Below are 26,086 nucleotides of genomic sequence, written 5' to 3'. Positions count from 1 at the left end.
CCTGTCCTGCTAAAATTTGCGGTACCTGAAAAGAAAAGAAGGATTGAGGGTCCAGTTGAAGAGAAAGAAGAAGGTAAAAATGTAAAAAATGAGAGCTTGACCTTGGCTAAAGAGATGATAGAAAGAGCAAAACAGGTCCAAAGGGAGATCCTTTCAAAAACGAGAGAAGATATTGAGAAGATGCTAAAAGAAGCAGAAGAAAGAGCGCATGAAATTGAAGAAAAGTACAGGATAAAAGGCTATGAAGAAGGTTACAGTGCAGGGTATGAAGAGGGATACAAAAAAGGAGAAGAAAAAGCCAAAGCCCTCATTGAGGAGGCAAAAGCCTTAAAAGAAGAGATATTGGAGGAAAAGAAGAGGCTTTACAAAGAGGCAGAGAGTGACATGATAAACGTTATTTTGGAGGCAGTGGAGAAAATTGTAGGAAAACACGTGGAAGAAGACAAGGATTTGATACTAAGCCTCATAAAAAAGGGAATGGAAAATTACAACGCTTTTGATAAGGTGACTGTAAGAGTAAGTGAAGAAGATTATGAACATTGCGTAAAAAATAAGGACAAGATTTTAAAAGATGTAGAGTTTTTAGATGAAATCAACATTGTCAAAGACCTCTCCTTGAGAAAAGGAGATTGTATAATTGAGACAAACTCTGGAGTGATAAATTCTGGAGTGACAACTCAACTGAAGACTTTAAAAAGCTTGTTCGCAGGTGTGTTAAATGAGTAGCGGGATTTTGGAAAAATATTCAAAGATTTTGAGAGAAAAAAGGCTAGTAGGATATTACGGAAAAGTATCCCAGGTGATAGGCCTTACTATTGAGAGCGTAGGTCCACTTTCTAATATAGGTGAAATATGCTACATAAAGACAATTGATGGGAATGAAGTTCTCGCTGAGGTAGTAGGTTTTAAGGAGGAAAAAGTCTATCTCATGCCTCTAGGCAACATGGAGGGAATTGGACCGGGAAGCAAAGTTATAGCTACAGGCCAGACCTTGAAAGTAAATGTAGGGAAATCCCTTTTAGGGAGGGTTTTGGACGGACTTGGCAACCCAATAGATGGTAAAGGTCCCTTGAAATACGAAAAATCAATTCCTGTAAACAACACTCCTCCAGACCCTCTGGAAAGAAAACGGATAAGAGAGGTAATGCCTCTAGGCATAAAGGCAATAGATGGTCTGTTGACTTGCGGCAAAGGGCAGAGGATTGGAATTTTTGCAGGAAGCGGAGTTGGGAAAAGTACCCTTCTCGGGATGATGGCGAGGAACGCAAAAGCAGATTTAAACGTGATTGCTCTCATTGGAGAAAGAGGAAGAGAGGTAAACGAGTTTATAGAGAAAGACCTCGGAGAGGAAGGGCTAAAGAGGTCTGTCGTAGTAGTAGCAACGTCTGATACGCCAGCTTTGGTGAGAGTGAAAGGAGCGATGACCGCTACTGCTATAGCTGAGTACTTTAGAGACCAGGGCCTTGACGTGCTTCTCATGATGGACTCTATAACGCGCTTCGCGATGGCTCAGAGAGAGATAGGTTTATCTATTGGAGAAGCACCTGTATCAAGGGGATACACTCCTTCTGTGTTTTCTGTGCTTCCAAAACTCTTGGAGAGGTCAGGGTCATCTCAAAAGGGATCAATAACAGCTTTGTACACGGTTTTGGTAGACGGAGATGACCTTAATGAACCTATAGCTGACGCGGTAAGAGGCATACTGGATGGACACATAGTTTTATCCAGAAAGCTTGCAAACAAAAACCACTATCCGGCCATAGACGTACTGGCAAGCGTGAGCAGGGTGATAAATGACATCATAACGGATGAACACAAGGAGCTGGTGGCAAAGTTTAAGAATATCCTCGCCACTTACGCAGAAGCGGAGGACCTGATAAACATAGGAGCTTATAACTTTGGCACTAACCCTAAAATTGACGAAGCGATTGAGCTTAATGAAAAAATGAACAGCTTCTTAAGGCAGAAAATCGATGAAGCTTATGATTTTGAAACTACGAAAAAACTTCTAGCTAAATCTCTTGAAAGGTGATGAGAATGAAAAAATTTGAATTTACCCTCCAGTCGGTATTGAATTTAAAAGAGCAGTCAGAAAAGATTGAGAAAGAGAATTTAGCAAAAATTATGAAAGAGATAGAGAGAGAAAGAGAAAAACTTGAAAACCTAAAGAAGCACCTTCAGGAAGTTACTAAAAGAGCGAAAGAGGAAGTAGAAGAGGGGACTTTGATGTACAAACTGGCAGAGACAGAAGCCTACATAATGAAAATTAGAGAAATGATTGAGAAACAGGCCAACTACATTTTGAAATTGGAAAAAGAGGCAGAAAAAATAAGGGAAGGGCTTTTGAAGGTGTCGAAAGAAAAAAAGGCCTTGGAAAATTTAAAGGAAAGACAGTTTGCTGAATATCTTTATCTACTAAATCTCGAACAGTCAAGAGTGATAGATGAACATGTGAGCTACAAAGTTGCTAAATCCTATTAGGAGGATATTTCCATGCAAAATGAGCAGGTTCAGGAGAAAAAAAGGTCAAAAGCAAAATGGGTGATAATTCTAGCACTGGTTTTAGTTATAGTCTTGTCTTCTGTTCTGGTGTACTTCAATATAGGCGGAAGTCAAGTTTTCCTGACAAAGCAAATATCAAAAATTCCTCTCTTAAAAGGGATAGTTTCTTCTCCTAAAACAGAAGACAAAGATGCAGTGATTGCAAAGTTAAATGAGGAACTGAAGAAAAAAGAAGCTACTATTTCTAACTACGAAGAAAAGATAAAAGAGCAAAACGCTCAGATAGAAGAGCTCAAAAAGCAAATTGAGGAACTGCAGAATGAAAAATTAACCTTAAAACAGCAGTTTGAAAGCAGGCAAAACAGTTTGAAAGACATAGCCACGTACTATCAGAACATGGACCCTCAAAATGCTGCCCAAATTTTAAACAACATGTCAGATGAAGAAGTGATTAAAATACTGACTTCTATGAACAAAGACAGCGCATCAAAAATAATGGAGGCACTAAAGCCTGAAAAGGCTGCAAAGATAACAAATATGCTCTTAAAGAGTGCCACAATGGTGCCTTAGAAAGGAGGTGAAAAATTGAGTGAGCAGGTCGTAGTCCAGGAATTGCTCCCTTTTTTAAAAGCAGTTGACAGTAAGATGGCAAAAGGAGGTGAAAATGGGAAGGAAAAAGTAAGCTTTTTAGACCTTCTTTTAAGTGAACTCACTGAAACAAGAGAGGGAAATATAAAAGAAAATCCCCTGAATCTAAAAAAAGAAGAATTCCTCTCTCAAAAAAATGGGCTAAAAAATGTAGAAATTTTTCAAGAAAAAGTAAAAGAAGATAAGGATATAATGGAGGATTTAAACAATTTTATTCCAGCATTAATGCAGACTATAACTTTGAGTTTAGAGACGATTTCAAGTGAAAAAGGTGCATTAGAGTTTGAAAAGGTCAGAGAAAAATTAGAAGTTGCTCTACAAGGTTTTATAAAAGAAAAGAATTTTACTTTTAAAGAGATTGCAAAGAAAATAAGCGATTTTTTGAAGGAGAATTTTAACATTGAACTTTCTCCAGAAGTGATTGAATGCCATATAAAGCTTGCGAAGGTAAAAGACTTGGACAAGCCTTTTTTACAGGATTTGAATCAAAAGGATTTTGCAGAGGAAAATGTTCAAAAGAATCAGGATAAAACTTCGCAATTAAAAATCGACAAAGAAGCTTTCATTGCTGCAAAGGAGGCAAAAGAAGAAAAGACAGAGAAAAAAAATTTTGATGTAAAACAGGAATTTGTTTTTTTCAAAAATGAGGGCAAGCCTGTTAGCAATTTAATCTACACTTCCATCAAAAAATCTAATGATCCTGTTGACAGACTCTTTCGTCAGATAGTAGATAATGTATTTGTGGCAAAAGAAAAAGGGGCTTCATCTGTGACTGTCAATCTAAAACCGGAGATACTCGGCAAACTTCAAATCAGCTTAAAATCAATTGATGGCAATATAGTAGCTACAATTATCACAGAAAGCGAGAAGACAAAGCACCAAATTGAATCAAATCTTTCTCTGCTGCAGGCTCAGCTGGATTTAAAAGGGATAAAAATTGAAAGTGTGAATGTAGCAGTAGATAAAAATTTTCAATTTACACCTCAGTACACTGGCGAAGGAAACTATCAGGGAAGTTTTTATGGAGGAAATGAAAACCTGCGCTATTTCCACCATTACGGAAGTAAAAAGTATTTGCCAAGTGAAGAGCTAGACCTTACTTCTCAAAATTATTATTTCAAAGATGGCCATCTTGACCTGATGGCATAGAAAGGAGAGGCTTTAAAGTGAATGTAAATACAAACTACAGTGTACTGCCTCCTTCCAATCAGAATAAAGTCACTACAAAAAGCGAGTTAGGAAAAGATGATTTTCTGATGCTTCTTGTGACTCAGCTAAAAAATCAGGACCCTTTAAATCCTGTAGATGACAAGGAGTTTCTTGCACAGCTTGCGCAGTTTTCTGCTTTAGAGCAGATGCGGAATTTGAATGAAAGTTTTAATTTTGTAAAAGCTATAGCGCTTATAGGCAAAAACGTGTACGCTACTATAAATGAGGGGAATGGAAATTACAAAGAAGTTTTTGGAAAAGTTGATGCTGTGTACAGAGAAAATGGGCAGTACTTTCTCAAAGTAAAAGGCTTAGATATACCTTTGGACGCTGTGAGAACTGTCACTGAGTGAGGTGATACTTTGAAAGTCCATTTTAATTCGCTGAATGGACCTTCTATACAGAAGCCCCAGCCTTCTTACGGAGAAGGTTTTAAACAGGTTTTTGAAGAAAAGTTTGCAGAAATTAAATTTTCAAAACATTCCCTTCTAAGGATGGAAGCGAGGAATGTAAAGATTACACCTGATGAGTACAAAAAGCTTTTAGAGGCTGTTGAAAAAGCCAGCAGTAAAGGGATAAAGGATTCGCTGATAATAATGGATAATAAAGCTTTTGTGGTGAATTTGAAATCTAGGACGGTCATAACTGCTATGGACGAGAGCATGTTAAAAAATAGCGTTTTTACAAATATAGACGGCGCTGTGATAGTATAAGCCGGACCTTAACAGGGGGCTTATCCGCTTTCGACTGACAGAGAAAGCGGGCAGCGCTTAAAATAAAAGGAGGAGAGAGAATGTTAAGGTCAATGTATTCTGCAATTTCGGGTTTACAGGCTCATCAGGCAAAGTTGGATGTTATTGGAAATAATATAGCCAATGTAAATACAGTGGGATATAAGGCAAGCAGGATGACTTTTAAAGAGATATTCAGCCAGACCATAAAAGGAGCTTCGGCTCCTCAAGGAAATGGCGGAGGAACAAACCCTCAGCAAATTGGTCTAGGAGTTGCCATAGCTTCTATTGATACTTTATTTACAAGAGGAGGAGCCCAGAGAACTGACAACCCAACAGATTTGTCAATTGACGGAAATGGATTTTTCATAGTTTCAAATGGGGAATCTATTCTTTACACGAGGGCGGGAAATTTTAGTTTTGACTCTAATGGAGACTTGGTAACTCCTGATGGATATAAAGTTTTAGGATGGATGTCAACTGATGGCAAGACAGTGAACACTGACACCGGGAATTTAGTTCCTATAAACCTTAAAAACTGGTTTGGGATGGAGCCTTCTACCACTACTCAATTAGAAATAGGCGGAAATTTGAATGCTTCTACTGGGATAAATCAGAGCATAAGCTACAACATAATTGTCTATGATACACAGGGTGGAAGCCATGTTGCTACAATAACTTTCACAAGGCAGGACCCCAATACATGGAACTGGAGTGTAACTTCTCAGGACCCGTACATTTCTTCTGTTGATGGTTCAGGGACAATCACTTTTGGAGCTGATGGGAAAATAGCTCCTAATACGCAGGCTACCGGAACTTTAACCTTTAACATGAACACAGCAGTTACAAATGCTCAGATTGGCCCTGTCAATATCGACCTTTCAAAGCTTACAATGTTCTCAACAGAAACAAATTTGAGAGAATTAAGCAAAAATGGCAATGAGGCAGGGGCTTTGCAGAGCATCAACATTGACAAGTACGGGGTTGTATCTGGTATATATTCAAACGGCAGAAGACAGGTAATAGGGCAGATAGCTCTTGCTGACTTCCAGAACCCCATGGGTTTAGAAAAAGTAGGAAATACGATGTTTATAAATACAGTTAACTCAGGAGAACCCATGATAGGAGCAGCAGGAAGTGGAACCAGAGGCAGTATAAACCCAGGGACTTTAGAGATGTCAAATGTCAACTTGGCTAATGAATTTGTGGATATGATTACCACTCAAAGAGGATTTCAGGCTAACGCTAAAGTCATCACCGTTTCAGATGAAATGCTGCAGGATTTAGTGAATATGAAGAGATAAAGTTTAGCCTGCTGGGGGTACCCCCGGCAGGTTTGATGGAGGAAAAACATGATTTATGTGACAAGGCTCAATGGTGAAGAGTTTGTCGTGAATGCAGACCTCATTGAATTTATAGAAAAGACGCCAGATACAGTTATAAGCCTTACTACAGGCAAAAAGATCGTAGTAAAAGAGACGCCAGAAGAGGTCATAGAAAGAGTAATCCAATACAAAAGAAAAATTTTTGCAATAGAAAAAGGTAAAGAGGTGTTAGAATGAATGCAAAGAAGATCCTTATAGTAGTAATAGCGATGGTTTTATCCTTTGGCGCAGCTTTTGTGTACTTCAACAATTTTGCTCACCCGAATAAAACGCCGGAAGTCACCTATTACAATTATTCTCCAGGTAAAGAATTCATAACAAATTTAAAAGGAGACGGCAAGTTTATAAAAGTGGTGGTAGAACTTCAAGTAACAGACCCTAAAGTGTTAAAGAAGCTGAAGGAAAATACACCCCAGATCAGAGATGCTATAATTCAGATCTTAAGGAGTAAAACTGTGCAAGAGGTAGAAGGACCCCAAGGGCAAGAAATGCTTAAAAATGACATAAAAAATGAGATAAACAAAATAATAGGTGAAGGAAAAGTAGTTAATGTGTACTTTAACGACTTTATCGTGCAGTAGGGAGGAGGGAGCTTTTGGCAGAGATACTTTCACAGAGTGAAATAGATGAGCTTTTAAAGGCTTTTAGTCAAGGGGAAATAAAAGACCTAGAGAAAGTAAAAGTAGAAGAGAAAAAGACAAAAAAAATTCGATCCTACGATTTCAGACGGCCCAACAAATTTTCAAAAGAACAGCTCAGAACCTTACAGATGATTTTTGAAAATTTTTCAAGGTCTCTCACGTCTTTTCTATCGGGCTATTTGAGGACCATTGTGAATGTGGCTGTTGTATCTGTGGACCAGCTGACATATTACGAATTCAGCAATTCTTTAAACAATCCTGTGTTCATCGCTATAATTGACGCATCCCCTCTGGAAGGGCCCTTCCTCTTAGAACTTAACAACAATACCACTTACGCCATATTGGATAGGCTCTTAGGAGGGATGGGCAAAGGAGAATTTTTAGACAGAGATTATACAGAAATAGAAATCAATTTGCTCACCAAAATTGTAAAGCAGATACTGCCTTTGTTAGAAGATCCCTGGAGCAATATAATTGACCTCACTCCTTCCCTGATGAGAGTAGAGACCAATTCTCAGTTTGCGCAGATCATTTCGCCAAATGAGACAGTGGCTTTATGCACGCTTTCAATAAAGATCAACGAGACAGAGGGAATGATGAATTTTTGCATGCCTCATTTGACGCTAGAGCCAATTGTGCCAAAACTTACAACTAAGTTTTGGTTTTCGAGCATGAAAAAAGAAGAAAAAGTGAATCCCGAACTTATAAAAGAAAAGATTGACAAGACTTACATTCCTTTGACGGTGCAATTGGGAAGCGCAACCGTCACGGTAGGAGACCTTTTAAAGTTTGAAGTAGGAGATGTGATAATGCTGGATAAAAGATACAACGAACCTGTAGAGGTGATAATAGATAAAAAAGTAAAATTTAAAGGAATACCTGGAATTAAAAGTAAGCGATACAGCGTCAAAATAACAGAAGTTATTTACAAAGGAGATGAAGAAAGTGAATGAGTTCTTGTCGCAAGAGGAAATAAACGCTCTCTTAAAAGGGCTCCAAGAAGAAACACAGGAAAAAAAAGAACTGACTGATGAAGAAAAGGACATATTGGGGGAAATAGGAAATATAAGCTTTGGTACATCTGCCACTACTTTGTATACTCTTTTGAGGAACAAAGTCACTATCACAACTCCGAAGGTTTCCGTGCTCTCATGGGACCAGTTAAAAGAAGAATTCAACATACCTTATGTTGCTGTACAGGTAGAGTACACAGAAGGATTGAAAGGGTATAACCTTCTTATTTTGAAAAAAGAAGATACGCTAAAAATCACTGACCTCATGATGGGAGGAGATGGTAAAGTAGAAGAAGGAGAGATAACAGACCTTCACTTAAGCGCCGTCGGTGAAGCAATGAATCAAATGATTGGTTCAGCTGCCACATCTCTTTCAACTTTGCTAAACAAGAAGATAAACATATCTCCTCCGAAGGCCTTTATAGTGGATTTTTCAACAGCTTTGCCGGAGGATGTAGCATTTCCTCAAGGAGATGTTGTAAGAGTTGCTTTTAAGATGGAAGTGGGAGATATAATTGACAGCGAAATAATGCAGCTCATACCTTTTGACTTTGCTAAAGAGCTTGTTAAGAGCGTTCTTCAACAGGCTACTACTTCTACTTCACCGCCTGCAGAAGTTAAAGAGGGGAAAAATGAGAGCAAAGGAGAATCTGAAGAAAAAATGGCTAGTGAAAAAGCCATTAAAAAGGAAGAAAAAGTGAATGTGAGCCCAGTAATTTTTCAGAATTTTGATGAAGAGCCTCAGCAGGAGGCGAAAGGAGAGAGTAAGAATTTGGATTTGATACTGGACGTGCCCCTTACTATCACTGTTGAGCTTGGCAAAACTAAAAAGTTAATAAAAGACATACTAGAACTGACAGAGGGTTCTATAATAGAGCTTGACAAACTGGCAGGAGAGCCTGTAGATATACTGGCAAACGGTAAGTACATTGCCAAGGGAGAAGTAGTGGTGATTGATGAGAATTTTGGGGTGCGGATTACAGAGATTGTCCATCCGAGCAAGAGAATTGGCAATATAGAATAAAAGACAAGGAGGAATCATTGTGAGCAAAATATTGATTGTCGACGATGCTGCTTTTATGAGGATGATGATAAAAGATATAATTTCAAAGAACAATCTTGGAAGTGTCATAGAGGCTGAAAATGGGGTAGTAGCAGTGGAAAAGTACGTCCAAGAAAAGCCTGATTTGGTCATAATGGATATAACCATGCCGGAAATGGATGGCATTCAGGCAGTAAAAGAAATTCGCGCTAAAGACCCAAATGCGAAGATAATAATGTGTTCTGCTATGGGACAGCAGGCAATGGTCATAGAAGCCATACAGGCAGGTGCAAAAGACTTTATTGTGAAGCCTTTCCAACCGGATAGAGTGGTAGAAGCCATCAGAAAATTGTTAAAGTGAGGCGTTTAAAGTGCCCTACTGGATTCAGTTTATATGGTATCTTGTTGCGTTTTTTCTTGTGATTGGCGCCGCTTTCTATATAACTCGCTTTATCGGACAAAGCTCCATAAAGCTAGGTCGCAGTTCAAACTTAGAGGTCATAGATTTTATTTCTTTAGGGAGAGAAAAGGGGCTTTATATTATAAAAGTGGGCAATAGATTCATGCTAATAGGAGTGACTAATAGCACCATAACTTATTTAGCTGAAATAGAGAAAGAACATGTAAAAATGGAAAAACAAAAGGACTTTGCGGTTGAACTAAACTTTTCTCTAGAGAGATTTAGGAACCTTTTTAAAAAAGATGGTGATAAATGATGAATTTAAGTAATTTGGTATCCTCTGTTACTTCTCCTTCTAATTTATCTACGAGTTTGCAAATTGTACTTTTGCTCACAGTTTTGACCCTTGCACCTTCTATACTCATAATGATGACCTCTTTTACGAGAATAGTCATTGTGCTGGCCTTCTTGAGAAATGCTTTAGGGCTTCAGCAGATGCCGCCTAATCAGGTGTTGATTGGGTTGGCTTTGTTCCTCACCTTTTACATAATGGCACCTGTTGGATATGACATAAACAACAATGCCATAAAACCCTATGTGGAAGGTCAAATAAACCAGTATGAAGCTTATGAGAGAGCAATCAAACCCCTAAAAAGCTTTATGTTAAGGCAGACAAGGCAAAATGACCTTGCGCTTTTTGTGAATCTTGCAAAGATTAAAGCAGACAAGGTAGAAGATCTCCCTATGAGAGTTGTAATACCTGCTTTTATAATAAGCGAGTTGAAGACAGCCTTTGAGATAGGATTTATAATCTACATCCCGTTTTTAGTAATAGATATAATTGTTGCCAGTGTGCTCATGTCAATGGGAATGTTCATGTTGCCACCTGTTTTGATATCTCTGCCATTTAAAGTGCTTCTTTTCATTCTTGTAGATGGGTGGAATTTGGTAGTTAAGTCTCTCATTTTAGGTTTTAGATAAGGGGATGAAAAAATGTCAAGTAGTATGGCGGTTGACCTTGGAAGAGAGGCTTTATCTGTTGCCTTGACAGTGGCAACTCCTATGCTGGCAGTAGCCCTTGGAGTTGGACTTCTTATAAGCATTTTTCAAGCAACAACGCAAATTCAGGAGCAGACTTTGTCTTTTGTGCCAAAAATCGTAGCTGTGCTTTTAAGTTTGATACTGTTTGGACCTTGGATGCTTACTACCCTTGTAAATTACACACAGCGCCTGTTTCTCAATATAAATAACTTCATAAAGTGATGTGCTATGGATGCGATGAGCTATATTTTACAGAATGTACAGGTTTTTATATTACTTTTTGTAAGGATGCTAGGAATTTTTATACTCGCTCCTTTTTTTGGGACAAAGCACGTTCCAACTGTTTTTAAAATAGGTTTGGGTTTTTTTACATCTCTCATAGTATTTGATGTGATGCCACTTGTTCCTATATCCATAGACAATGTTTTGACATATTTTTTACTAGTGATTTCTGAATTCTTAGTAGGGCTTACAATAGGGCTTGCCTCCATGATATCTTTTAGCGCGGTGTATTTAGCAGGTCAGCTCATAGATTATCAGCTTGGCTTTGGGCTTGTAAACATTCTGGACATTCACAGTGAAGCACAGGTGCCTCTCATGGGCAATTTTATATACATCATGACAATTTTGATATTCATGCTGATGAACGGACATTATCTTCTTTTTACCTTTTTAGCAAAGAGCACCGAAATAATACCTATTGGGAAAGTTTATTTCGATTTATCAGGGATGTCACAGGTTTTAACTAAGATGGTATCAGACATGTTTGCGATAGGCTTTAGAATAAGCGCTCCTATAATTTTGACCACTGTTTTGACAGATTTAATTTTGGGAATAATTTCCCGGACCATCCCGCAGCTTAACGTATTTATGGTGGGAATGCCTGCCAAAGTTTTTGTAGGGATTTTTACATTGATTATTATGTTGCCAATGTACCTTACCATAGTGGATTTTATATTCAACGGCATGAATGCAGATATTTTTAGGCTGATTAAATTAATGACAAGGTGATAACTTTGAGCAAAATAAATCTGCAGCTTTTTGCTGGGGAGAAGACGGAACCAGCTACTCCAAAGAGAAGACAGGAGGCTAGAAAAAAAGGGCAGGTTTTTCAAAGCAGGGAGATAACCTCTGCACTTGTCATCGTGACAGGATTTTTAATGATACATTTGTTTTTGCAGAGTTTCCTAGGTAGAGTGGGAAACCTCTTAAAGTTTCTTCTTATCACGTATTCTGGGGCGAATGACGATGTGTTTAACACAGCAGGGATATGGAAAATTTTCTATTATATGGTAAATCAGGTAGTTTTAATCTCGGTACCTATTATGCTGGCAATTTTTGCAGTATCTCTCATATCCACTTACTTTCAAGTTGGGTTTGTGTTTACTGCAGAGCCTTTGACTTTAAAGTTTGAAAGGCTAAACCCTGTAGAGGGATTTAAAAGGATATTCTCAAGAAGAGCTTTAGTGGAACTTTTGAAATCTGTAGCAAAAGTGGTCGTGTTATTTTACATAATGTATTCTTTCTTAGCTTCCCAGTACAAAGGAATACCGATGCTTCTCGATATGTCTGTTCAGGACCTTTTGAGGTATACTTCAAACATTCTCTTCGGTATTACTATAAGAATTGGAATTGTGCTAATAGTTTTAGGAGTTATTGATTACTTTTTCCAGTGGAGGGAGTATGAAAACAGTCTCAAAATGAGCAAAGAGGATATAAAGGAAGAATTTAAAGAAACAGAGGGGAATCCGCAGATAAAAGCAGAAATACGCAAAAAGCAAAGACAGATATCCACTCGAAGGATGATGCAGGACTTAAAAAAGGCGGATGTTGTCATCACAAACCCTACCCATTTTGCAGTTGCTTTGATGTATGACAGCGAGGTAAACGATGCTCCTGTAGTTGTAGCAAAAGGAAAGGATTTGTTGGCTTTAAAGATAAAGGAAGAAGCAAAAAAGCTTGATATACCTATTGTAGAAAATAAGCCTCTTGCCCAAGCCCTGTACAATTCTACAGAAGTAGGACAGATGATTCCGCCTGAACTTTATCAAGCAGTAGCAGAAGTGCTGGCCTACGTGTACAGCTTGCGGGGAGAATAAGGAGGGATATTTTGAAAGCCCCTGAACTTACAATAACTCTTTTTGTGGTGGGAATAGTTTTATTGATAATAATTCCAGTACCTCCTCCTGTAATGGATTTTTTATTGATATTTAATATAACTTTGTCAATTATAATCCTCTTAACTACAATGTACGTGAAAGACGCTCTAGACTTTTACATATTTCCTTCAATACTTCTGATAACTACTCTTATAAGGTTAGCTCTTAATATTTCTAGCACTAGACTCATCCTTACTAATGCTTATGCAGGAGGAGTAATACAGGCTTTTGGAAGTTTTGTAACAGGAGGGAATCCTGTAGTTGGATTTATCATCTTCCTAATAATCGCAATTGTTCAATTTATTGTTATAACTCGAGGTGCTGAAAGAGTATCGGAGGTAGCAGCACGCTTTACTTTGGATGCTATGCCGGGAAAACAGATGGCTATTGATGCCGACTTAAACGCCGGCCTCATAACAGAAAAAGAAGCTCGTGAAAGGCGAAAGGAAATACAACAGGAAGCAAAATTTTACGGAGCTATGGATGGTGCTAGCAAATTTGTCAAAGGGGATGCGATTGTCTCAATAATACTTATAATCATAAATGTTGTTGGCGGGTTCATCATTGGAATGGCAATGAAAGGAATGGATGCAAAGGAAGCTTTGCACACTTATACTCTTTTGACAATAGGAGATGGGCTGGTAAATCAGATTCCTGCTCTTTTAATCTCAACTGCCACAGGTATAATTGTCACCCGATCAGCTTCCGAATCCAATTTAGGAGAAGATATAGTAAAGCAGCTTTTTAGTGAACCTCGCATCTTAAAAATAGCTGCAGGTTTACTTTTTGCATTGATATTAGTGCCACTTTTGCCAAAACTTCCTCTCATAGTAATGGGAGCCTTGTTTGCCTATCTTGGCTTTGCAGGTACTCAGAGGATTCCAGTGAAAGAAGAAGAGCAAGAAGAAAGCATAAAGGAATTGGAAAGTATAAGAGATCCCAAGAAGGTATACGAATTGTTGCAAGTAGATCCAATTGAGCTGGAATTTGGTTATGAGTTAATTCCCCTCGCCAGTGGAGAATTGTTAGATAGAATTGTCATGATCAGAAGACAAATTGCCTTGGAACTGGGCATTGTAGTTCCTATGATTCGCTTGAGGGACAATATACAGTTAAAGCCAAATGAATATGTGATAAAAATTAAGGGAAATGAAATAGCCCGCGGTAAAGTTTATGTAGACAGGTATATGGCGATGACAGCAGGTGAAATTGAAGAGGACGTAGAAGGAATAAGAGAAAGAGAGCCTGCTTTTGGTCTTCCGGCTATTTGGGTTGATGAAAATGAAAGGTCAAAGGTGGAAGCAAGAGGGTATACAGTGGTAGATGTGACTACTGTGATAGCTACCCACTTGACGCACATCATAAAACAGCATGCTCATGAACTTTTGGGGAGGCAAGAAGTGCAAAACCTCATTGACAATATAAAGTCAACGCATCCTACGCTGGTGGAAGAGCTTATACCCAAAATTATGACAGTTGGGGAAGTGCAAAAAGTACTTTCAAACCTTTTAAGAGAGGGAATTCCCATAAGAGACCTTGTGACTATTTTGGAGACTCTGGCAGATTATGCTCCTATTGCAAAAGACACAGATGTATTAACAGAGTATGTGAGACAAGCCCTTGCCCGCACTATTTCCAATAGATATGCTTCAGGCGGCAGAATTGAAGTTATAACCCTAGACCCTGCAGTGGAACAGATAATATCTTCTAGCATCACTCAGACTGAACACGGGTCTTACCTTGCAATTGAACCTTCAACTGCTCAAAGAATTTTAAGGAATATACAGGAAGTTTCAAAAAACGTGAGCTTAAGAGGGATACAGCCGGTGATTCTTACAGCTCCTGTCACAAGGTTTTACTTAAGAAAACTGGTGGAACAAATTTCTCCGGACATTGTTGTTTTATCTTACAATGAGCTTTTGCCTAATATAGAAGTAATTTCTGTGGGGACGGTGAAACTGGGTGAAAATTAAAAAATACATAGCCGATGACTTTCAAGAGGCTTTAAAGATGATAAAGGCGGAAATGGGGAGCAATGCTGTAATCCTTCATCAGCACAGGATAAGGGAAAGGGGAATAAAAGGGCTTTTTAAGAAGAGCAAAGTAGAGGTGGTGGCTGCTGTAGAAGATAATCCTTACAATTTTCCCAAGGAAGTGATTACAAAAAGCGATATAAATGAACTTAAGAATCTGATAAAGACGATAGCTACGAATAAGAGCAGTGAAATTTCTGAAAATGGTGTAAAGTCTATCACTTTAAAGCTTGTGGAATATGGCATTGAAAAAGAGTTATCACAGCTTTTGGGAGAAGGAATTGATAAATTGGACGATGTAGGAAAAGAAGTTTTGAAAAAGAGGATAAAATCCTTCTTGGGAGCCCCTCAGCCACTTGATAGCGAAAGAAGTAAAAAGGTACTCTTCATAGGGCCTACTGGAGTGGGGAAAACTACGACCGTCGCTAAAATTGCCTCTCATCTTATTTTGAACGAGGGGAAAAAAGTGATGCTTGTGACAGCGGATGTCTTTAGAATTGCTGCTGTGGACCAACTTAAGAGTTATGGAGATATTTTAGGGGTTCCTGTAAAAGTTGTGGGCAATATATTTGAATTTCACAAACTTCAGCCCGAATTTGAAGATTATGATGTGGTTTTGATAGATACTGCTGGGAGAAGTCATAAAGACGAAAAGAGGATAAACGAACTTAAGACCTTTATAAAATACGCTGAATGCGATGAAATTTTCCTCTGCTTAAGCGCTACTACCAGGTCTCAAGACTTAAAAGAAGTTATAAATAGATACGACTTTGCAGGCAATTACAAGTTGATATTCACAAAACTTGATGAAACAGACAACTACAGTTCTATATTAAATGCCGTGTATTACTCTGGGCGACCAATTTCTTATTTTACAAACGGGCAAATAGTACCTGATGACTTGATGTTAGCGGATAGTGAAATCATCTTTTCTAACATAGTAAAGGGGAATTGAAATGATGGACCAGGCTGAAAGTTTAAGAAGATTGGTTTCCCAAAAGAAAGGCATAAAAAAAAGCCGAGTTATAACTATAAGTGGCGGAAAAGGAGGGATAGGTAAAACCTGTATTTCTGTAAATTTATCTCTGGCCTTGAAAAAGCTTGGTTACAATGTGACAATAATTGACGCTGATTTAGGTTTTTCAAATGTGGAAATTGAGCTGGGAGTCACATCTCGATACACCCTCTTTGATGTACTCTACAATAACAAAATGATAACTGAGGTGATAAGTGAAGGACCATTGGGGGTAAAATACATTTCTTCTGGTGGAGATTTTACCTTAATTGACAAAGGAGTGGATTTAACACTTTTTCTCAGCAACATTAAAATTTTAGACTATTATTCCGATTTTATTATTATAGATACAGGTGCAGGACTTAACAAGGTAGTACACCAGTTTTTGCAAGCTGCAGATGAAATTGTGTTAATAGTCACTCCTGAACCTACTTCTATAATGGATGCCTATACACTCATTAAACATTCGTTAGTAGGCGAAAAGAAAAAGATAAATGTGCTCATTAACAAGGTAAAAAATTTTGAAGAATACAGAAAAATTTATAAAAGATTTGAAACTGTAGTCAATAACTATCTGGGGGTTTCTCTAAACGACCTAGGATATTTGGAAATTGACGAAAAGATGACAGAGTGCATAATTGAGCAGACTCCTATCGTGATTAAGTATCCCAATGGCAAAACTGCGAAGCAGCTAATTCAAATTGCTGCCAAATTAGCCAATCAATCTCCTCCCGAAGAACCGCAAGGGTTGTGGGGGATTTTTGCAAAACTTTTAAAACAGAGATAAGAAGGAGAATATAGATGAACCAGGTGAATTTACAACCAGGGCAGAAGATTAAAATAGGCCTAAATGAAGGAAAGACCATGTATTCTTCTCAAGTGCAGGATGTGTCAAAAGACGGCACCCTTTTAGTTGATACTCCTGTTTACAGTGGACATCTCGTGCCAATTAGAGTAGGTTCCATCGTGCAGGTTATTTACTTCACAAAACAGGGATTATTCATCTTTTACGCGAAAGTGTTAAATAGATTTTCAGGAAAGCTCCCCCTTTTAGAGATCATGCCTATAAGTGGCGTGGAGAGATTGCAGAGGAGAAAGTACTTTAGGCTGGAAAAAGTAATACCTTTCACCTACAGAATAAGGGGTGAAGAAGAGAAGGAGTACAAAGGTGTAATACAGGATATAAGCGGGGGAGGATTGAGGTGCCGGGTAGATAAGAAATTAGAAATAGGCACTATTATAGATTGCAGCTTTACTTTAGATGAAGAAATACAGGTTTCTGGAAAGGTAGTGAGATACGAAGAGTCCATGGAAAAGGGGTATGAGGTGGGAGTGTGTTACGTAGACATTGAAGAGAGAATGAGAGAAAAGATAATCCGCTACATCTTCGAAGAACAGAGAAAAATAAGGCAAAAAGGGATTGAATAAGATATGAAGAATAAATGCATTGTGCTCATTGGGTCTTCTACGGGGGGGCCAAGAGCTTTAGAGTATCTGCTTTCAAGTTTACCTGAAAATATAGGGGTACCTTTTATAGTGGTTCAGCACATGCCTCAAAAATTTACAAGTCTTATGGCAGAAAGACTTGATATAAAGTGCAAGATAAAAGTGAAAGAGGCGGAAGACGGAGAGGTAGTAAGAAGCGATGTGGCGTATATTACTCCAGGAGATAAACACCTTCTTCTTGTAAAAGAAGGGGATGAAGTCAAAATAAAACTTTTGGAACAGTTTGACTCTATTTACAAGCCTTCAATAGATGCTACTTTTATTAGCGCATCAAAGCTTGATTCCTGCATAATAGCTGTAATACTCACAGGGATGGGAAGTGATGGCTCAAAGGGAATCAGATTTTTAAAAGAGAAAAAAGCTTTCATAATCTCTCAGGATGTTGAATCTTCTATTGCAAAAGGAATGCCGTATAGTGCCATCAAAACAGGGCTGGTAGACAAAATTCTACCGCTAGATAAAATTCCACAGGAGATAATAGAGAAAGTGAGGGAGTTTTATGGAAACCAATCAATATATTGAGATATTTATAGAAGAGTCACAGGAACACATAGAAAATTTAAACAGCAACTTGCTCCTTTTAGAAAAAGACCCTCAGAACAAGGGAGTAATTGATGAAATCTTCAGGTCTGCCCATACCTTAAAAGGAATGGCAGCTACTATGGGCTTTGAAAACATGAATAAGTTAGCCCACAAGATGGAAGATGTGCTTCAAGAAGTAAAGAACGGTAAACTGTCCATTACCAGCTCTATAATGGATATACTTTTTAAAAGCGTAGATGTTTTAGGTGAAATGCTAAACTCCATATCTCAAACAGGAGAAGATTTTCCGGCAGACGACGTGATATTCTTGCTTTCGGGCATAAAGAAAATGCCGGGAAATGAAGAAAAGGCTATTACCTATAGTGGCAGTCTTTCTATTAACGAATACGAGGAAGATATAATAAGAGAAGCCTATAAAGAAAATTACAAGGCTTTTAAAATAACTGTGCATATAGACAAAGGCTGCATGATGAAGTCTGCAAGGGCTTTTGTGATATTTAACAACCTCGATAAAATGGGAGACATAATAAATTCTTTTCCTCCTGTTGAGGATATAGAGGATGAAAAATTTGATTATAGCTTCACACTCCATTTTCTCACAAAAGAAGAAAAGGAAAAGTTAGAAGAAATGCTCCTTGCCATTCCTGAAGTAGAAAGAGTAGAGATAGAGGAAATAAATGTGACTCCTTCCAAGGAGGAAACAGAAGACACTCAGATTTTAGAAGCCGCTAAGAAGACGATAAGCCAGAATAAAACTTCAAAAAGCGTCAGGGTAGATATAGACAGACTCGACAATCTCATGAATTTGGTCAGCGAACTGATAATCATAAAGACCAGGTTAGAAGGGCTGGAAGCTGATAACAAAAATCCAGAAACAGCAAATGCAATTGAATACTTGGAGAGAATTACTACCAGCTTGCACGATGCAGTTATGAAGGTGAGGATGGTACCTGTAGAGAGGGTATTTAATAGATTCCCGAGGATGGTAAGAGACCTCTCCCACGAGTTAGGGAAAAAAATTACACTCAATATGTATGGCCAGGAAACTGAGGTAGACAGGACTGTAATAGATGAAATTGGGGACCCTCTTGTTCACCTAATAAGAAATTCCATTGATCACGGAATAGAGCTGCCGGAGGAGAGGATAAAAAAGGGCAAGCCTGAGGTGGGCACAATCAATTTAAAAGCCTATCACGAAGGAAATAACGTCATAATCGAAGTGAGCGATGATGGAAGAGGAATTGACATTGAAAAGGTGAAAGAAAAAGCCATAGAAAGAGGACTTTACACTCAAGAGCAAATTGCTAGTCTTTCGAAGGACAAGATATTTGAAATTTTATTTAAACCCGGCTTTAGCACAGCAGACAAAGTAACTGACATTTCTGGAAGAGGCGTAGGATTAGATGTTGTAAAAAATAAGATTGAATCTTTGAATGGAACGATTGAGGTGTTCTCAGAGCCAGATAAAGGAACAAAATTTGTTATAAAGCTTCCTTTGACTTTGGCTATAATACAGGCTCTATTGGTGAAAGTAGGAGATGAAAAGTTTGCAATTCCTCTAAATTCAATCTCCGAAATAGTCCACAAAAAAGAGGATGAAGTGAGAAATGTCCAAGGAAAGGAAATAGTTCTCTACAGGGGTCGAGTCATTCCAATAATTCGATTAAACGAAATACTTCAGACGAAAAAAGTGGAATCAAATGGAAATTTAATTTGCGTGATAATCAAGAAAGGAGAAAATCTGGCCTGCTGCACAGTGGACGACTTAATCGGACAGCAGGAGATAGTCATAAAGCCTTTAGGCAAATACTTATCCAACGTAAAGGTGATTGCAGGAGCAACTATATTAGGTGACGGACAGGTAGCGCTTATTGTGGACGCCAATAATTTATTCTGAATAGGAGGGAAGAATTTTGAGCCTATTTGTTGTGGCAAAGATTGAAGATGAAGAATACGCCATAGGAATTGAAAAGGTGCAGACTATAGAGAAGATTTTGCCCATAACAAGGGTACCTCAGACTGAAAATTATGTGAAAGGAGTTATCAACTTAAGAGGAGAAATCATACCCGTAATATCCCTGAGGCTAAAACTGGGGCTTCCAGAGAAAGAGTACGATGAAGATACGAGAATAGTGGTTTTGAAGGATTACGATATGGCTGTAGGACTTATTGTGGATAACGCCAATGAAGTTGTAGAGATAAGGGAAGAGGATATAGACAGGCTTTCTTTTAGTGAAGGAGAGGAGGAGTATTCGAAATTTGTCAGCACAGTCGGTAAGATTAAAGACAGGGTGCTTTTGATACTGGATTTGAACAAACTTTTGGGAGTCGGGATGTGAGAAATGTGGATATAAACAGGTTGAATGAGATATACTTGGATGTACTAAAAGAGCTGGGCAACATCGGAGCTGGAAACGCCATAACTGCTCTTTCCACAATGATAGGCAAAAAGGTAGACATGAAAGTACCTACTGTAAAGATATTGGAGCTTGTAGAAGTCCCAGACATATTTGGGTCACCTGATACCGTGATAGTCGGGATATATTTTGGTTTGGACGGAGATGTGAAAGGGAACATACTCTTTACCTTAGACCTTGATAGCGCATCTTCTCTTATATGGAATTTAATGGGGATTGAAGCGAAAGAGGAATTTGACGAGCTTGAAAAGTCTGCGCTAGAAGAGATTGGAAACATAATGGCTGGGAGCTATGTAGCATCACTTTCTACTCTTACCTCTCTCAATATGAAAATCTCACCGCCTGCTTTGAGCATAGACATGGCAGGAGCAATTTTGAGCGTCCCTGCAATACAGTACGGCGAATTTTCTGACAAGATTTTATTCATAGAAACTCAGTTTGTAGAAGGAGAAAGGCTAATAAGAGGAGATTTTTTCCTGATACCTGATATAAACTCTTTTGATTTAATACTAAAAGCGCTTGGAGTTGAAGTAAATGGAGAGCAAAATTCTTAGGGTTGGAATGGCGGATGCAAAAGTTACAAAGAGCCCGGGCATTTTGACTACAATTGGGCTGGGGTCCTGTGTGGGGATTGTGCTTTACGACCCTATCGCAAAAGTTGCAGGACTTGTTCACATAATGTTGCCTTACAGCAATAAAATATCTGACAATTCTAATAAGCTGAAATTTGCTGATACTGGAATAGAGATTTTGATTGAAGAGATGTTGAAGGAAGGAGCTAATCCGAAAAGGTTGATAAGCAAGTTAGCTGGAGGCGCGCAAATGTTTTCTTCAAAGATAAATTCTGACATCATGAACATAGGGGAAAGGAATGTAATCGCTACAAAGGAAGTGCTCAAAAAGCTCGGCATACCTATTGTAGCTGAGGATACAGGTGGAAATTACGGAAGGACTATAGAATTTTATTCTGAAGACGGCAGACTTTTAGTAAAGACTATAGGCCATGGAGTCAAGTACATTTAAAATAAAAAACTGGGGGAATTCATATGTCAGTAGTGGAGGAGGATGTTTGGAAAGTTTACAACCTTCAAAAAAACCCTGATGCGAGAAATGAGATTATTGTCAAATACCTTCCTTTGGTAAAACATATAGTGAAAAAGCTTGTAATATCAGATATCGCCCAGTCAGAGTATGAAGACCTTATCCACCAAGGGATTTTAGGACTCATAGATGCTATTGAAAAGTATCAGCCTGACAAAGGGGTAAAATTTGAGACATACGCTGCTTTGAGGATAAGAGGCGAAATAATAGATTACCTGAGAAAAAGGGACTGGATGCCGAGGAGTTTGAAGAAAAAGTACAAGAAAATTGAAGAGACGGTAGAAAAGCTTCAGCAAAGGTACAACAGAGAGCCTACAGTGGAAGAAATTACAGAAGCTTGTGGATTAGAGGAAGAAGACGTGTTAAAGACTTTGAGCTACATAAATGTCTCAAATATTAATTCTCTTGAAGAAGCTATTGAAAATAATTTAAAGATGCACTCTATTTCAGAGATAGACCCGAAAAATCCTGAAGAGGAGCTTCTTTACAAAGAACTAAAGAAAAAGCTTGCCCATGCGATTGAGAAGCTTTCTGAAAAAGAAAGACTGGTAATTACTCTGTACTACTATGAAGACTTAAACTACAAGGATATAAGCAAGATACTTAATTTGACGGAGTCGCGCATTTCTCAAATTCATTCCAAAGCTATAAAAAAGATAAGGGAGATGCTGAGCGAGTACTTTTAAATGGAGGCTTTGAGATGGATGAAAAAAGGTATAGGGTGTTAGTAGAGGTTTCAAAGGACAAGCAGCAGGCTTATATTTCCCTAATTGAAGACCCCAATGGGATCAGCGCAACAAAAGAAGAAATTCTGAAGGAACTATCTAAGCACAGAATAACCTATGGGGTAAAACTGAATATTGTAGAAGAAATTTGTAAGAATCCCCAGAATGCGAAGTACGTTTTAATTGCGGAAGGGAAAAAGCCTGTAAATGGAGAAGACGGGAAAATAGCGTTTGAAGTGGACATTCACTCTGCTGCTACCCCTAAAATATTAGAGGATGGGACAGTGGATTACAAAAACCTCAACCTCTTCAAAAATGTAAAAAAAGGGCAAGTGATAGCGAGGAGAATTCCTCCCACCGAAGGAGAGCCTGGGGTGAATGTTTTTGGAGAACTCGTGCCTGCCATTAAAGGGAAAGATGTACGCCTTCCCTTAGGCAAAAACACTTACGTAGAAGGAGACACTTTGGTGGCAGCAGTAGATGGACACATTGTGGCAGTAAACAACAAAGTAGAAGTTCGCACCCTTCTTGAAGTAAAAGAAGTAGATACTTCTGTAGGGAATATAAAAACTGTCGCCAGTGTAAAAATTACTGGAAATGTGAAGTCGGGGTTTGTTGTTGAAAGCGAAGGCAATATTGAGATTTTTGGGGTAGTAGAAGCTGCCACTATAATTGCCAAAGGAAATATAAATATTCACAAAGGCATTCAAGGAGGAGGAAAAGCAAAAATTCTCGCGGAGGGGAACATAACCTCTCGCTATTTCCAAAACTGCAGCGTAGAGGCTGGGGGAGACGTTTTTGGAGAAGCGATAATCTACTCGGACGTAAAGGCAGGAGGAAGTGTGAAACTTCTAGGCAATAAAAGCCAAATTATCGGGAGCAGGGTGGTGGCAGGGAGAGAAATTTTTGCTGCAAACATAGGTTCAAAAATGGGAACGTATACGGAACTTCAAGTGGGGGTATTGCCCCAAAAGCGGTTAAAGATCGCAGAGCTCACATACCAGATAGAACAGAACAGATCTGCGATTGAAAAACTTGAGAAAATAATAAACTATCTGGAAAAGTTTGAAAAACTTCCTCCTGACAAAGAAGAGGTGTATCAAAAGGCAAAGAAATCCCTTGAGGAGCTAACTTCTGTCAACCATCATCTAGAAGAAGAACTAAGATTTTTAAACGAGGAGATAAAAACTTCTAGCTCTGGGATAGTAAAAGTCCTCGATACTATTTTTCCAGGAACTAAGCTTGTCATTGACGATGCAGTGCTAAAAATTAGAGAACCTATCAAATACGCCATGTTTGTAAAAAAAGAAGAAGAAGTAAAATTCTTCCCTTTAAAGTGAGGAGATAAAAATGGCTGGAGGTAATCCTATTGATTTAAAATCCATATTGCCTCGGACAGTAGAAGTGGGGAACTTAAGACAGGTAGACCTTCAAAGGCCTGACGTGTATTCCCACCAATTGTCTCTTTCTGTAAGCAAAGAAAACGAAGTAAAAAAATCAAAGACCAATGAGTTGGAGAAGTCAGAAAAAGCCTACATAAAAGAAAAGGGCTTTCAGGGCAAGGAAGACAGGCAAAAGGAGAAAAAGAAGGATAAACAAAAAAATGTGGGACATATTGATATTAAAGTGTGATACGGATATTGACATTTGGGAGAATATATAATATAGTATTCATTGGCAGTCATCACACACGCCTGAGGATTGCAAAAAGGGTGCCCGTGAAAAGGGTCTTTTTGCAAGATGAATCGGGCGGAGGAATAACCATTCAGGAGGTGTATTTATGTCAATAGTTTCAATGAAGCAGTTATTGGAAGCAGGAGTTCACTTCGGTCACCAGACAAGAAGATGGAACCCCAAAATGGCCCCTTATATTTTTACGGAGAGAAATGGAATTTATATCATCGATTTACAACAAACAGTAGAAAAATTGGAGCAGGCTTATGAGTTTGTGAAAAAACTGGTGATGGACGGGGGTACCATACTTTTTGTCGGGACTAAAAAACAGGCTCAGGAGTCCATAAAAGAAGAAGCAGAAAGATGCGGCATGTTTTATGTAAATCAGAGATGGCTGGGCGGGACTTTGACTAACTTCAAAACGATTAAAACCCGAATTCAGCGTTTAAAAGAGCTCAAAAGAATGGAGGAAGACGGCACTTTTGAAGTGCTTCCTAAAAAGGAAGTAATCAGGCTTAGAAAAGAAAAAGAGAGATTGCAGAAGTTTTTAGGCGGAATTGAAAATATGGAGTCTCTGCCTTCTGCTTTATTCATCGTCGATCCAAAGAAGGAAGCTATAGCAGTATCTGAAGCTAGAGCTCTTGAAATTCCTATAGTTGCCATTGTGGACACCAACTGCGACCCTGAGCTTATAGACTATCCAATACCAGGAAACGATGATGCTATAAGAGCAGTAAAATTAATTACTTCTAAAATTGCTGATGCTGTTTTAGAAGGCAAGCAGGGCGAGCAGTTTGAAGCAGCTGAAGAATAAAATACTCTTTTGGTGGTAGGGAAGCTTCCTTACCACTAAATTTATACTAAAAAGCACAAGGAGGTACTTCTTGCATGATATCTGCACAAGCTGTAAAAGAGCTGAGAGAGAGAACCGGCGCTGGAATGATGGATTGCAAAAACGCCTTGATTGAAGCAAATGGAGATATAGAAAAAGCTATAGATATTCTAAGAGAAAAAGGGCTGGCTGCAGCAGCTAAGAAAGCGGGCAGAACTGCAAATGAAGGTTTGGTAGAAGCCTACATACATGGGGGCGGCAGAATTGGCGTGCTTGTAGAAGTGAACTGTGAGACAGATTTTGTGGCAAATACAGAGGAATTTAGAAATTTTGTGAAAGAGATTTGCATGCAAATTGCTGCTGCAAATCCGAAGTACATCTCGAAAGAAGATGTGCCTCAAGAAGTATTGGAAAAAGAAAAAGAGATCTTAAGAGCTCAAGCTTTAAATGAAGGAAAACCTGCCAATGTGATTGACAGAATAGTGGAAGGGCGATTGGAAAAATTCTATAAAGAAAATTGCCTTCTCGAGCAAGAGTACATCAGAGACCCTGAGAAAACTGTAAAAGATTTATTGAACGAGATGATAGCAAAGCTTGGGGAGAATATTGTAATAAGGAGATTTGCAAGGTTTGAGAGAGGAGAAGGCATAGAGAAATAAAGGGACACTGATGTGTCCCCTTTTTATAGAAATTTCGAAATTTCAGAAGGATTTTTTGAAATTGTATAGAAACTTATATAAGAATGGGGTGTTATTGTGTCATCAGTAGTGTATAAAAGAGTAGTTCTGAAAATCTCAGGGGAGGCCTTGGCCGGAGATAAGGAATTTGGAATAGACTTTAATGTAGTAAATAGAATTGCAGACGAGATAAAAGAAGTGAGAGACTTAGGAGTACAAATTGGTCTCGTGGTAGGAGGCGGAAACATCTGGCGGGGCAGAGACGCTGTAGGGATGGACAGAACTACTGCAGACCACATGGGGATGCTTGCAACTGTCATAAACGCTCTGGCTCTACAGGATGCTTTAGAACAAAGGGGCGTACCTACAAGAGTGCAGACGGCAATAGAGATGAGGGCCATTGCAGAACCTTATATCCGCAGAAGAGCCATAAGACACCTGGAAAAAGGGCGAGTAGTCATATTTGCAGCAGGCACAGGTAATCCCTTTTTCTCGACAGACACTGCTGCATCACTCCGAGCTGCTGAAATAGATGCAGAAGTAATACTGCTTGCTAAAAAGGTGGACGGCGTTTATGACAAAGACCCTCTAAAGCACAAAGATGCTGTAAAGTTTAAAGAATTAAGTTATCTGGACGTGTTAAACAAAGGATTGGGAGTCATGGATTCTACTGCAACTTCCCTCTGCATGGACAATAAAATCCCCATCATAGTGTTTGACCTGACCACATATGGAAACATTAAGAAAGTGGTAATGGGAAATGATATCGGTACGATTGTGAAGGAGGGTTAA

At 38.6% G+C, this 26,086-nt stretch carries 33 protein-coding genes; all 33 read left to right on the top strand.

Annotated elements, in window-relative coordinates:
- Positions 1 to 42 precede the first annotated feature (42 nt).
- The 33 genes from EV203_RS03230 to pyrH all read left to right on the top strand — a co-directional run bounded on the left by EV203_RS03230 (position 43) and on the right by pyrH (position 26,086).
- On the top strand, positions 43 to 726 hold the full coding sequence (locus EV203_RS03230) for a FliH/SctL family protein (protein WP_424945273.1): 684 nt from the start codon (positions 43 to 45) through the stop codon (positions 724 to 726).
- Entirely contained in the window at positions 719 to 2,032 is a 1,314-nt protein-coding gene (gene fliI, locus EV203_RS03225) for a flagellar protein export ATPase FliI (protein ID WP_132039148.1), read from the top strand. The genes EV203_RS03230 and fliI overlap by 8 nt, the downstream gene beginning before the upstream one ends.
- A 5-nt stretch (positions 2,033 to 2,037) precedes the next feature.
- Positions 2,038 to 2,481 carry a flagellar export protein FliJ gene (gene fliJ, locus EV203_RS03220; protein WP_132039147.1) on the top strand — a complete coding sequence of 148 codons (444 nt, stop codon included), beginning with the start codon at positions 2,038 to 2,040 and terminating at the stop codon, positions 2,479 to 2,481.
- 12 nt (positions 2,482 to 2,493) lie between these two features.
- Positions 2,494 to 3,072 (top strand): MotE family protein, encoded by a 579-nt coding sequence (locus tag EV203_RS03215; protein WP_132039146.1) that lies wholly within the window; start codon positions 2,494 to 2,496, stop codon positions 3,070 to 3,072.
- 15 nt (positions 3,073 to 3,087) lie between these two features.
- Positions 3,088 to 4,299: a flagellar hook-length control protein FliK gene (locus tag EV203_RS03210; protein ID WP_132039145.1), complete on the top strand. Its 1,212-nt coding sequence runs from the start codon at positions 3,088 to 3,090 to the stop codon at positions 4,297 to 4,299.
- A 17-nt stretch (positions 4,300 to 4,316) separates the two neighbouring features.
- Positions 4,317 to 4,712: a flagellar hook capping FlgD N-terminal domain-containing protein gene (locus EV203_RS03205; protein ID WP_132039144.1), complete on the top strand. Its 396-nt coding sequence runs from the start codon at positions 4,317 to 4,319 to the stop codon at positions 4,710 to 4,712.
- A gap of 9 nt (positions 4,713 to 4,721) precedes the next feature.
- The gene (locus EV203_RS03200) at positions 4,722 to 5,072 is read left to right on the top strand and encodes a TIGR02530 family flagellar biosynthesis protein (protein ID WP_132039143.1); all 351 of its coding nucleotides are present in this window, start codon (positions 4,722 to 4,724) and stop codon (positions 5,070 to 5,072) included.
- An 80-nt stretch (positions 5,073 to 5,152) separates the two neighbouring features.
- Positions 5,153 to 6,394: a flagellar basal-body rod protein FlgF gene (gene flgF / locus EV203_RS03195; protein ID WP_132039142.1), complete on the top strand. Its 1,242-nt coding sequence runs from the start codon at positions 5,153 to 5,155 to the stop codon at positions 6,392 to 6,394.
- 48 nt (positions 6,395 to 6,442) lie between these two features.
- A complete protein-coding gene (locus EV203_RS03190) occupies positions 6,443 to 6,652 on the top strand; it encodes a flagellar FlbD family protein (RefSeq protein ID WP_132039141.1) in 210 nt (69 codons plus the stop codon).
- The gene (locus tag EV203_RS03185; protein ID WP_132039140.1) at positions 6,649 to 7,056 is read left to right on the top strand and encodes a flagellar basal body-associated FliL family protein; all 408 of its coding nucleotides are present in this window, start codon (positions 6,649 to 6,651) and stop codon (positions 7,054 to 7,056) included. Before EV203_RS03190 ends, EV203_RS03185 begins: the two co-directional genes overlap by 4 nt.
- Positions 7,057 to 7,070: 14 nt before the next feature.
- Positions 7,071 to 8,069 (top strand): flagellar motor switch protein FliM, encoded by a 999-nt coding sequence (gene fliM / locus EV203_RS03180; RefSeq protein WP_132039139.1) that lies wholly within the window; start codon positions 7,071 to 7,073, stop codon positions 8,067 to 8,069.
- Entirely contained in the window at positions 8,062 to 9,153 is a 1,092-nt protein-coding gene (gene fliY / locus EV203_RS03175) for a flagellar motor switch phosphatase FliY (protein WP_165911579.1), read from the top strand. Before fliM ends, fliY begins: the two co-directional genes overlap by 8 nt.
- 19 nt (positions 9,154 to 9,172) lie before the next feature.
- A complete protein-coding gene (locus EV203_RS03170) occupies positions 9,173 to 9,532 on the top strand; it encodes a response regulator (protein WP_132039137.1) in 360 nt (119 codons plus the stop codon).
- A 10-nt stretch (positions 9,533 to 9,542) separates the two neighbouring features.
- Positions 9,543 to 9,887, top strand: coding sequence for a flagellar biosynthetic protein FliO (gene fliO / locus EV203_RS03165; RefSeq protein WP_132039136.1), 345 nt, complete (start codon positions 9,543 to 9,545; stop codon positions 9,885 to 9,887).
- Positions 9,887 to 10,552 (top strand): flagellar type III secretion system pore protein FliP, encoded by a 666-nt coding sequence (gene fliP, locus EV203_RS03160; protein WP_132039135.1) that lies wholly within the window; start codon positions 9,887 to 9,889, stop codon positions 10,550 to 10,552. The genes fliO and fliP overlap by 1 nt, the downstream gene beginning before the upstream one ends.
- Positions 10,553 to 10,564: 12 nt before the next feature.
- Entirely contained in the window at positions 10,565 to 10,834 is a 270-nt protein-coding gene (fliQ, locus tag EV203_RS03155) for a flagellar biosynthesis protein FliQ (protein ID WP_011025700.1), read from the top strand.
- Positions 10,835 to 10,840: 6 nt separating this feature from the next.
- Positions 10,841 to 11,623: a flagellar biosynthetic protein FliR gene (gene fliR, locus EV203_RS03150; protein WP_009610438.1), complete on the top strand. Its 783-nt coding sequence runs from the start codon at positions 10,841 to 10,843 to the stop codon at positions 11,621 to 11,623.
- The gene (gene flhB / locus EV203_RS03145) at positions 11,620 to 12,711 is read left to right on the top strand and encodes a flagellar biosynthesis protein FlhB (RefSeq protein ID WP_132039134.1); all 1,092 of its coding nucleotides are present in this window, start codon (positions 11,620 to 11,622) and stop codon (positions 12,709 to 12,711) included. The genes fliR and flhB overlap by 4 nt, the downstream gene beginning before the upstream one ends.
- A gap of 11 nt (positions 12,712 to 12,722) precedes the next feature.
- On the top strand, positions 12,723 to 14,744 hold the full coding sequence (gene flhA / locus EV203_RS03140) for a flagellar biosynthesis protein FlhA (RefSeq protein ID WP_132039133.1): 2,022 nt from the start codon (positions 12,723 to 12,725) through the stop codon (positions 14,742 to 14,744).
- Entirely contained in the window at positions 14,734 to 15,759 is a 1,026-nt protein-coding gene (locus tag EV203_RS03135) for a flagellar biosynthesis protein FlhF (RefSeq protein ID WP_132039132.1), read from the top strand. Before flhA ends, EV203_RS03135 begins: the two co-directional genes overlap by 11 nt.
- Position 15,760: 1 nt before the next feature.
- The gene (locus tag EV203_RS03130; protein ID WP_132039131.1) at positions 15,761 to 16,606 is read left to right on the top strand and encodes a MinD/ParA family ATP-binding protein; all 846 of its coding nucleotides are present in this window, start codon (positions 15,761 to 15,763) and stop codon (positions 16,604 to 16,606) included.
- A gap of 14 nt (positions 16,607 to 16,620) precedes the next feature.
- Positions 16,621 to 17,247 carry a flagellar brake protein gene (locus EV203_RS03125; RefSeq protein ID WP_132039130.1) on the top strand — a complete coding sequence of 209 codons (627 nt, stop codon included), beginning with the start codon at positions 16,621 to 16,623 and terminating at the stop codon, positions 17,245 to 17,247.
- 3 nt (positions 17,248 to 17,250) lie between these two features.
- A complete protein-coding gene (locus tag EV203_RS03120; RefSeq protein ID WP_011025693.1) occupies positions 17,251 to 17,847 on the top strand; it encodes a CheB methylesterase domain-containing protein in 597 nt (198 codons plus the stop codon).
- Entirely contained in the window at positions 17,825 to 19,765 is a 1,941-nt protein-coding gene (locus EV203_RS03115) for a chemotaxis protein CheA (RefSeq protein ID WP_132039129.1), read from the top strand. Before EV203_RS03120 ends, EV203_RS03115 begins: the two co-directional genes overlap by 23 nt.
- Positions 19,766 to 19,781: 16 nt before the next feature.
- A complete protein-coding gene (locus EV203_RS03110) occupies positions 19,782 to 20,207 on the top strand; it encodes a chemotaxis protein CheW (RefSeq protein ID WP_011025692.1) in 426 nt (141 codons plus the stop codon).
- Positions 20,204 to 20,839 carry a chemotaxis protein CheC gene (locus EV203_RS03105; protein ID WP_207910863.1) on the top strand — a complete coding sequence of 212 codons (636 nt, stop codon included), beginning with the start codon at positions 20,204 to 20,206 and terminating at the stop codon, positions 20,837 to 20,839. Before EV203_RS03110 ends, EV203_RS03105 begins: the two co-directional genes overlap by 4 nt.
- Positions 20,820 to 21,308, top strand: a complete 489-nt coding sequence (locus EV203_RS03100) for a chemotaxis protein CheD (RefSeq protein WP_011025690.1) — start codon at positions 20,820 to 20,822, stop codon at positions 21,306 to 21,308. The genes EV203_RS03105 and EV203_RS03100 overlap by 20 nt, the downstream gene beginning before the upstream one ends.
- A 23-nt stretch (positions 21,309 to 21,331) precedes the next feature.
- Positions 21,332 to 22,072: a FliA/WhiG family RNA polymerase sigma factor gene (locus tag EV203_RS03095; protein ID WP_132039128.1), complete on the top strand. Its 741-nt coding sequence runs from the start codon at positions 21,332 to 21,334 to the stop codon at positions 22,070 to 22,072.
- A gap of 14 nt (positions 22,073 to 22,086) precedes the next feature.
- Positions 22,087 to 23,451: a DUF342 domain-containing protein gene (locus EV203_RS03090; RefSeq protein ID WP_132039127.1), complete on the top strand. Its 1,365-nt coding sequence runs from the start codon at positions 22,087 to 22,089 to the stop codon at positions 23,449 to 23,451.
- 10 nt (positions 23,452 to 23,461) lie between these two features.
- Positions 23,462 to 23,743, top strand: coding sequence for a hypothetical protein (locus EV203_RS03085; RefSeq protein WP_022587712.1), 282 nt, complete (start codon positions 23,462 to 23,464; stop codon positions 23,741 to 23,743).
- A gap of 148 nt (positions 23,744 to 23,891) precedes the next feature.
- On the top strand, positions 23,892 to 24,599 hold the full coding sequence (rpsB, locus tag EV203_RS03080; RefSeq protein ID WP_011025687.1) for a 30S ribosomal protein S2: 708 nt from the start codon (positions 23,892 to 23,894) through the stop codon (positions 24,597 to 24,599).
- A gap of 74 nt (positions 24,600 to 24,673) precedes the next feature.
- A complete protein-coding gene (gene tsf / locus EV203_RS03075) occupies positions 24,674 to 25,276 on the top strand; it encodes a translation elongation factor Ts (protein WP_011025686.1) in 603 nt (200 codons plus the stop codon).
- 96 nt (positions 25,277 to 25,372) lie between these two features.
- Complete coding sequence (pyrH, locus tag EV203_RS03070) at positions 25,373 to 26,086, top strand: UMP kinase (protein ID WP_009611037.1); 714 nt, start codon at positions 25,373 to 25,375, stop codon at positions 26,084 to 26,086.

The organism is Caldanaerobacter subterraneus, from assembly GCF_004345675.1.
Classification (GTDB): Bacteria; Bacillota; Thermoanaerobacteria; order Thermoanaerobacterales; family Thermoanaerobacteraceae; genus Thermoanaerobacter; species Thermoanaerobacter subterraneus.
Note: the sequence above shows the minus strand (reverse complement) of the source record. Positions and strands in the feature narration are given on the sequence as shown.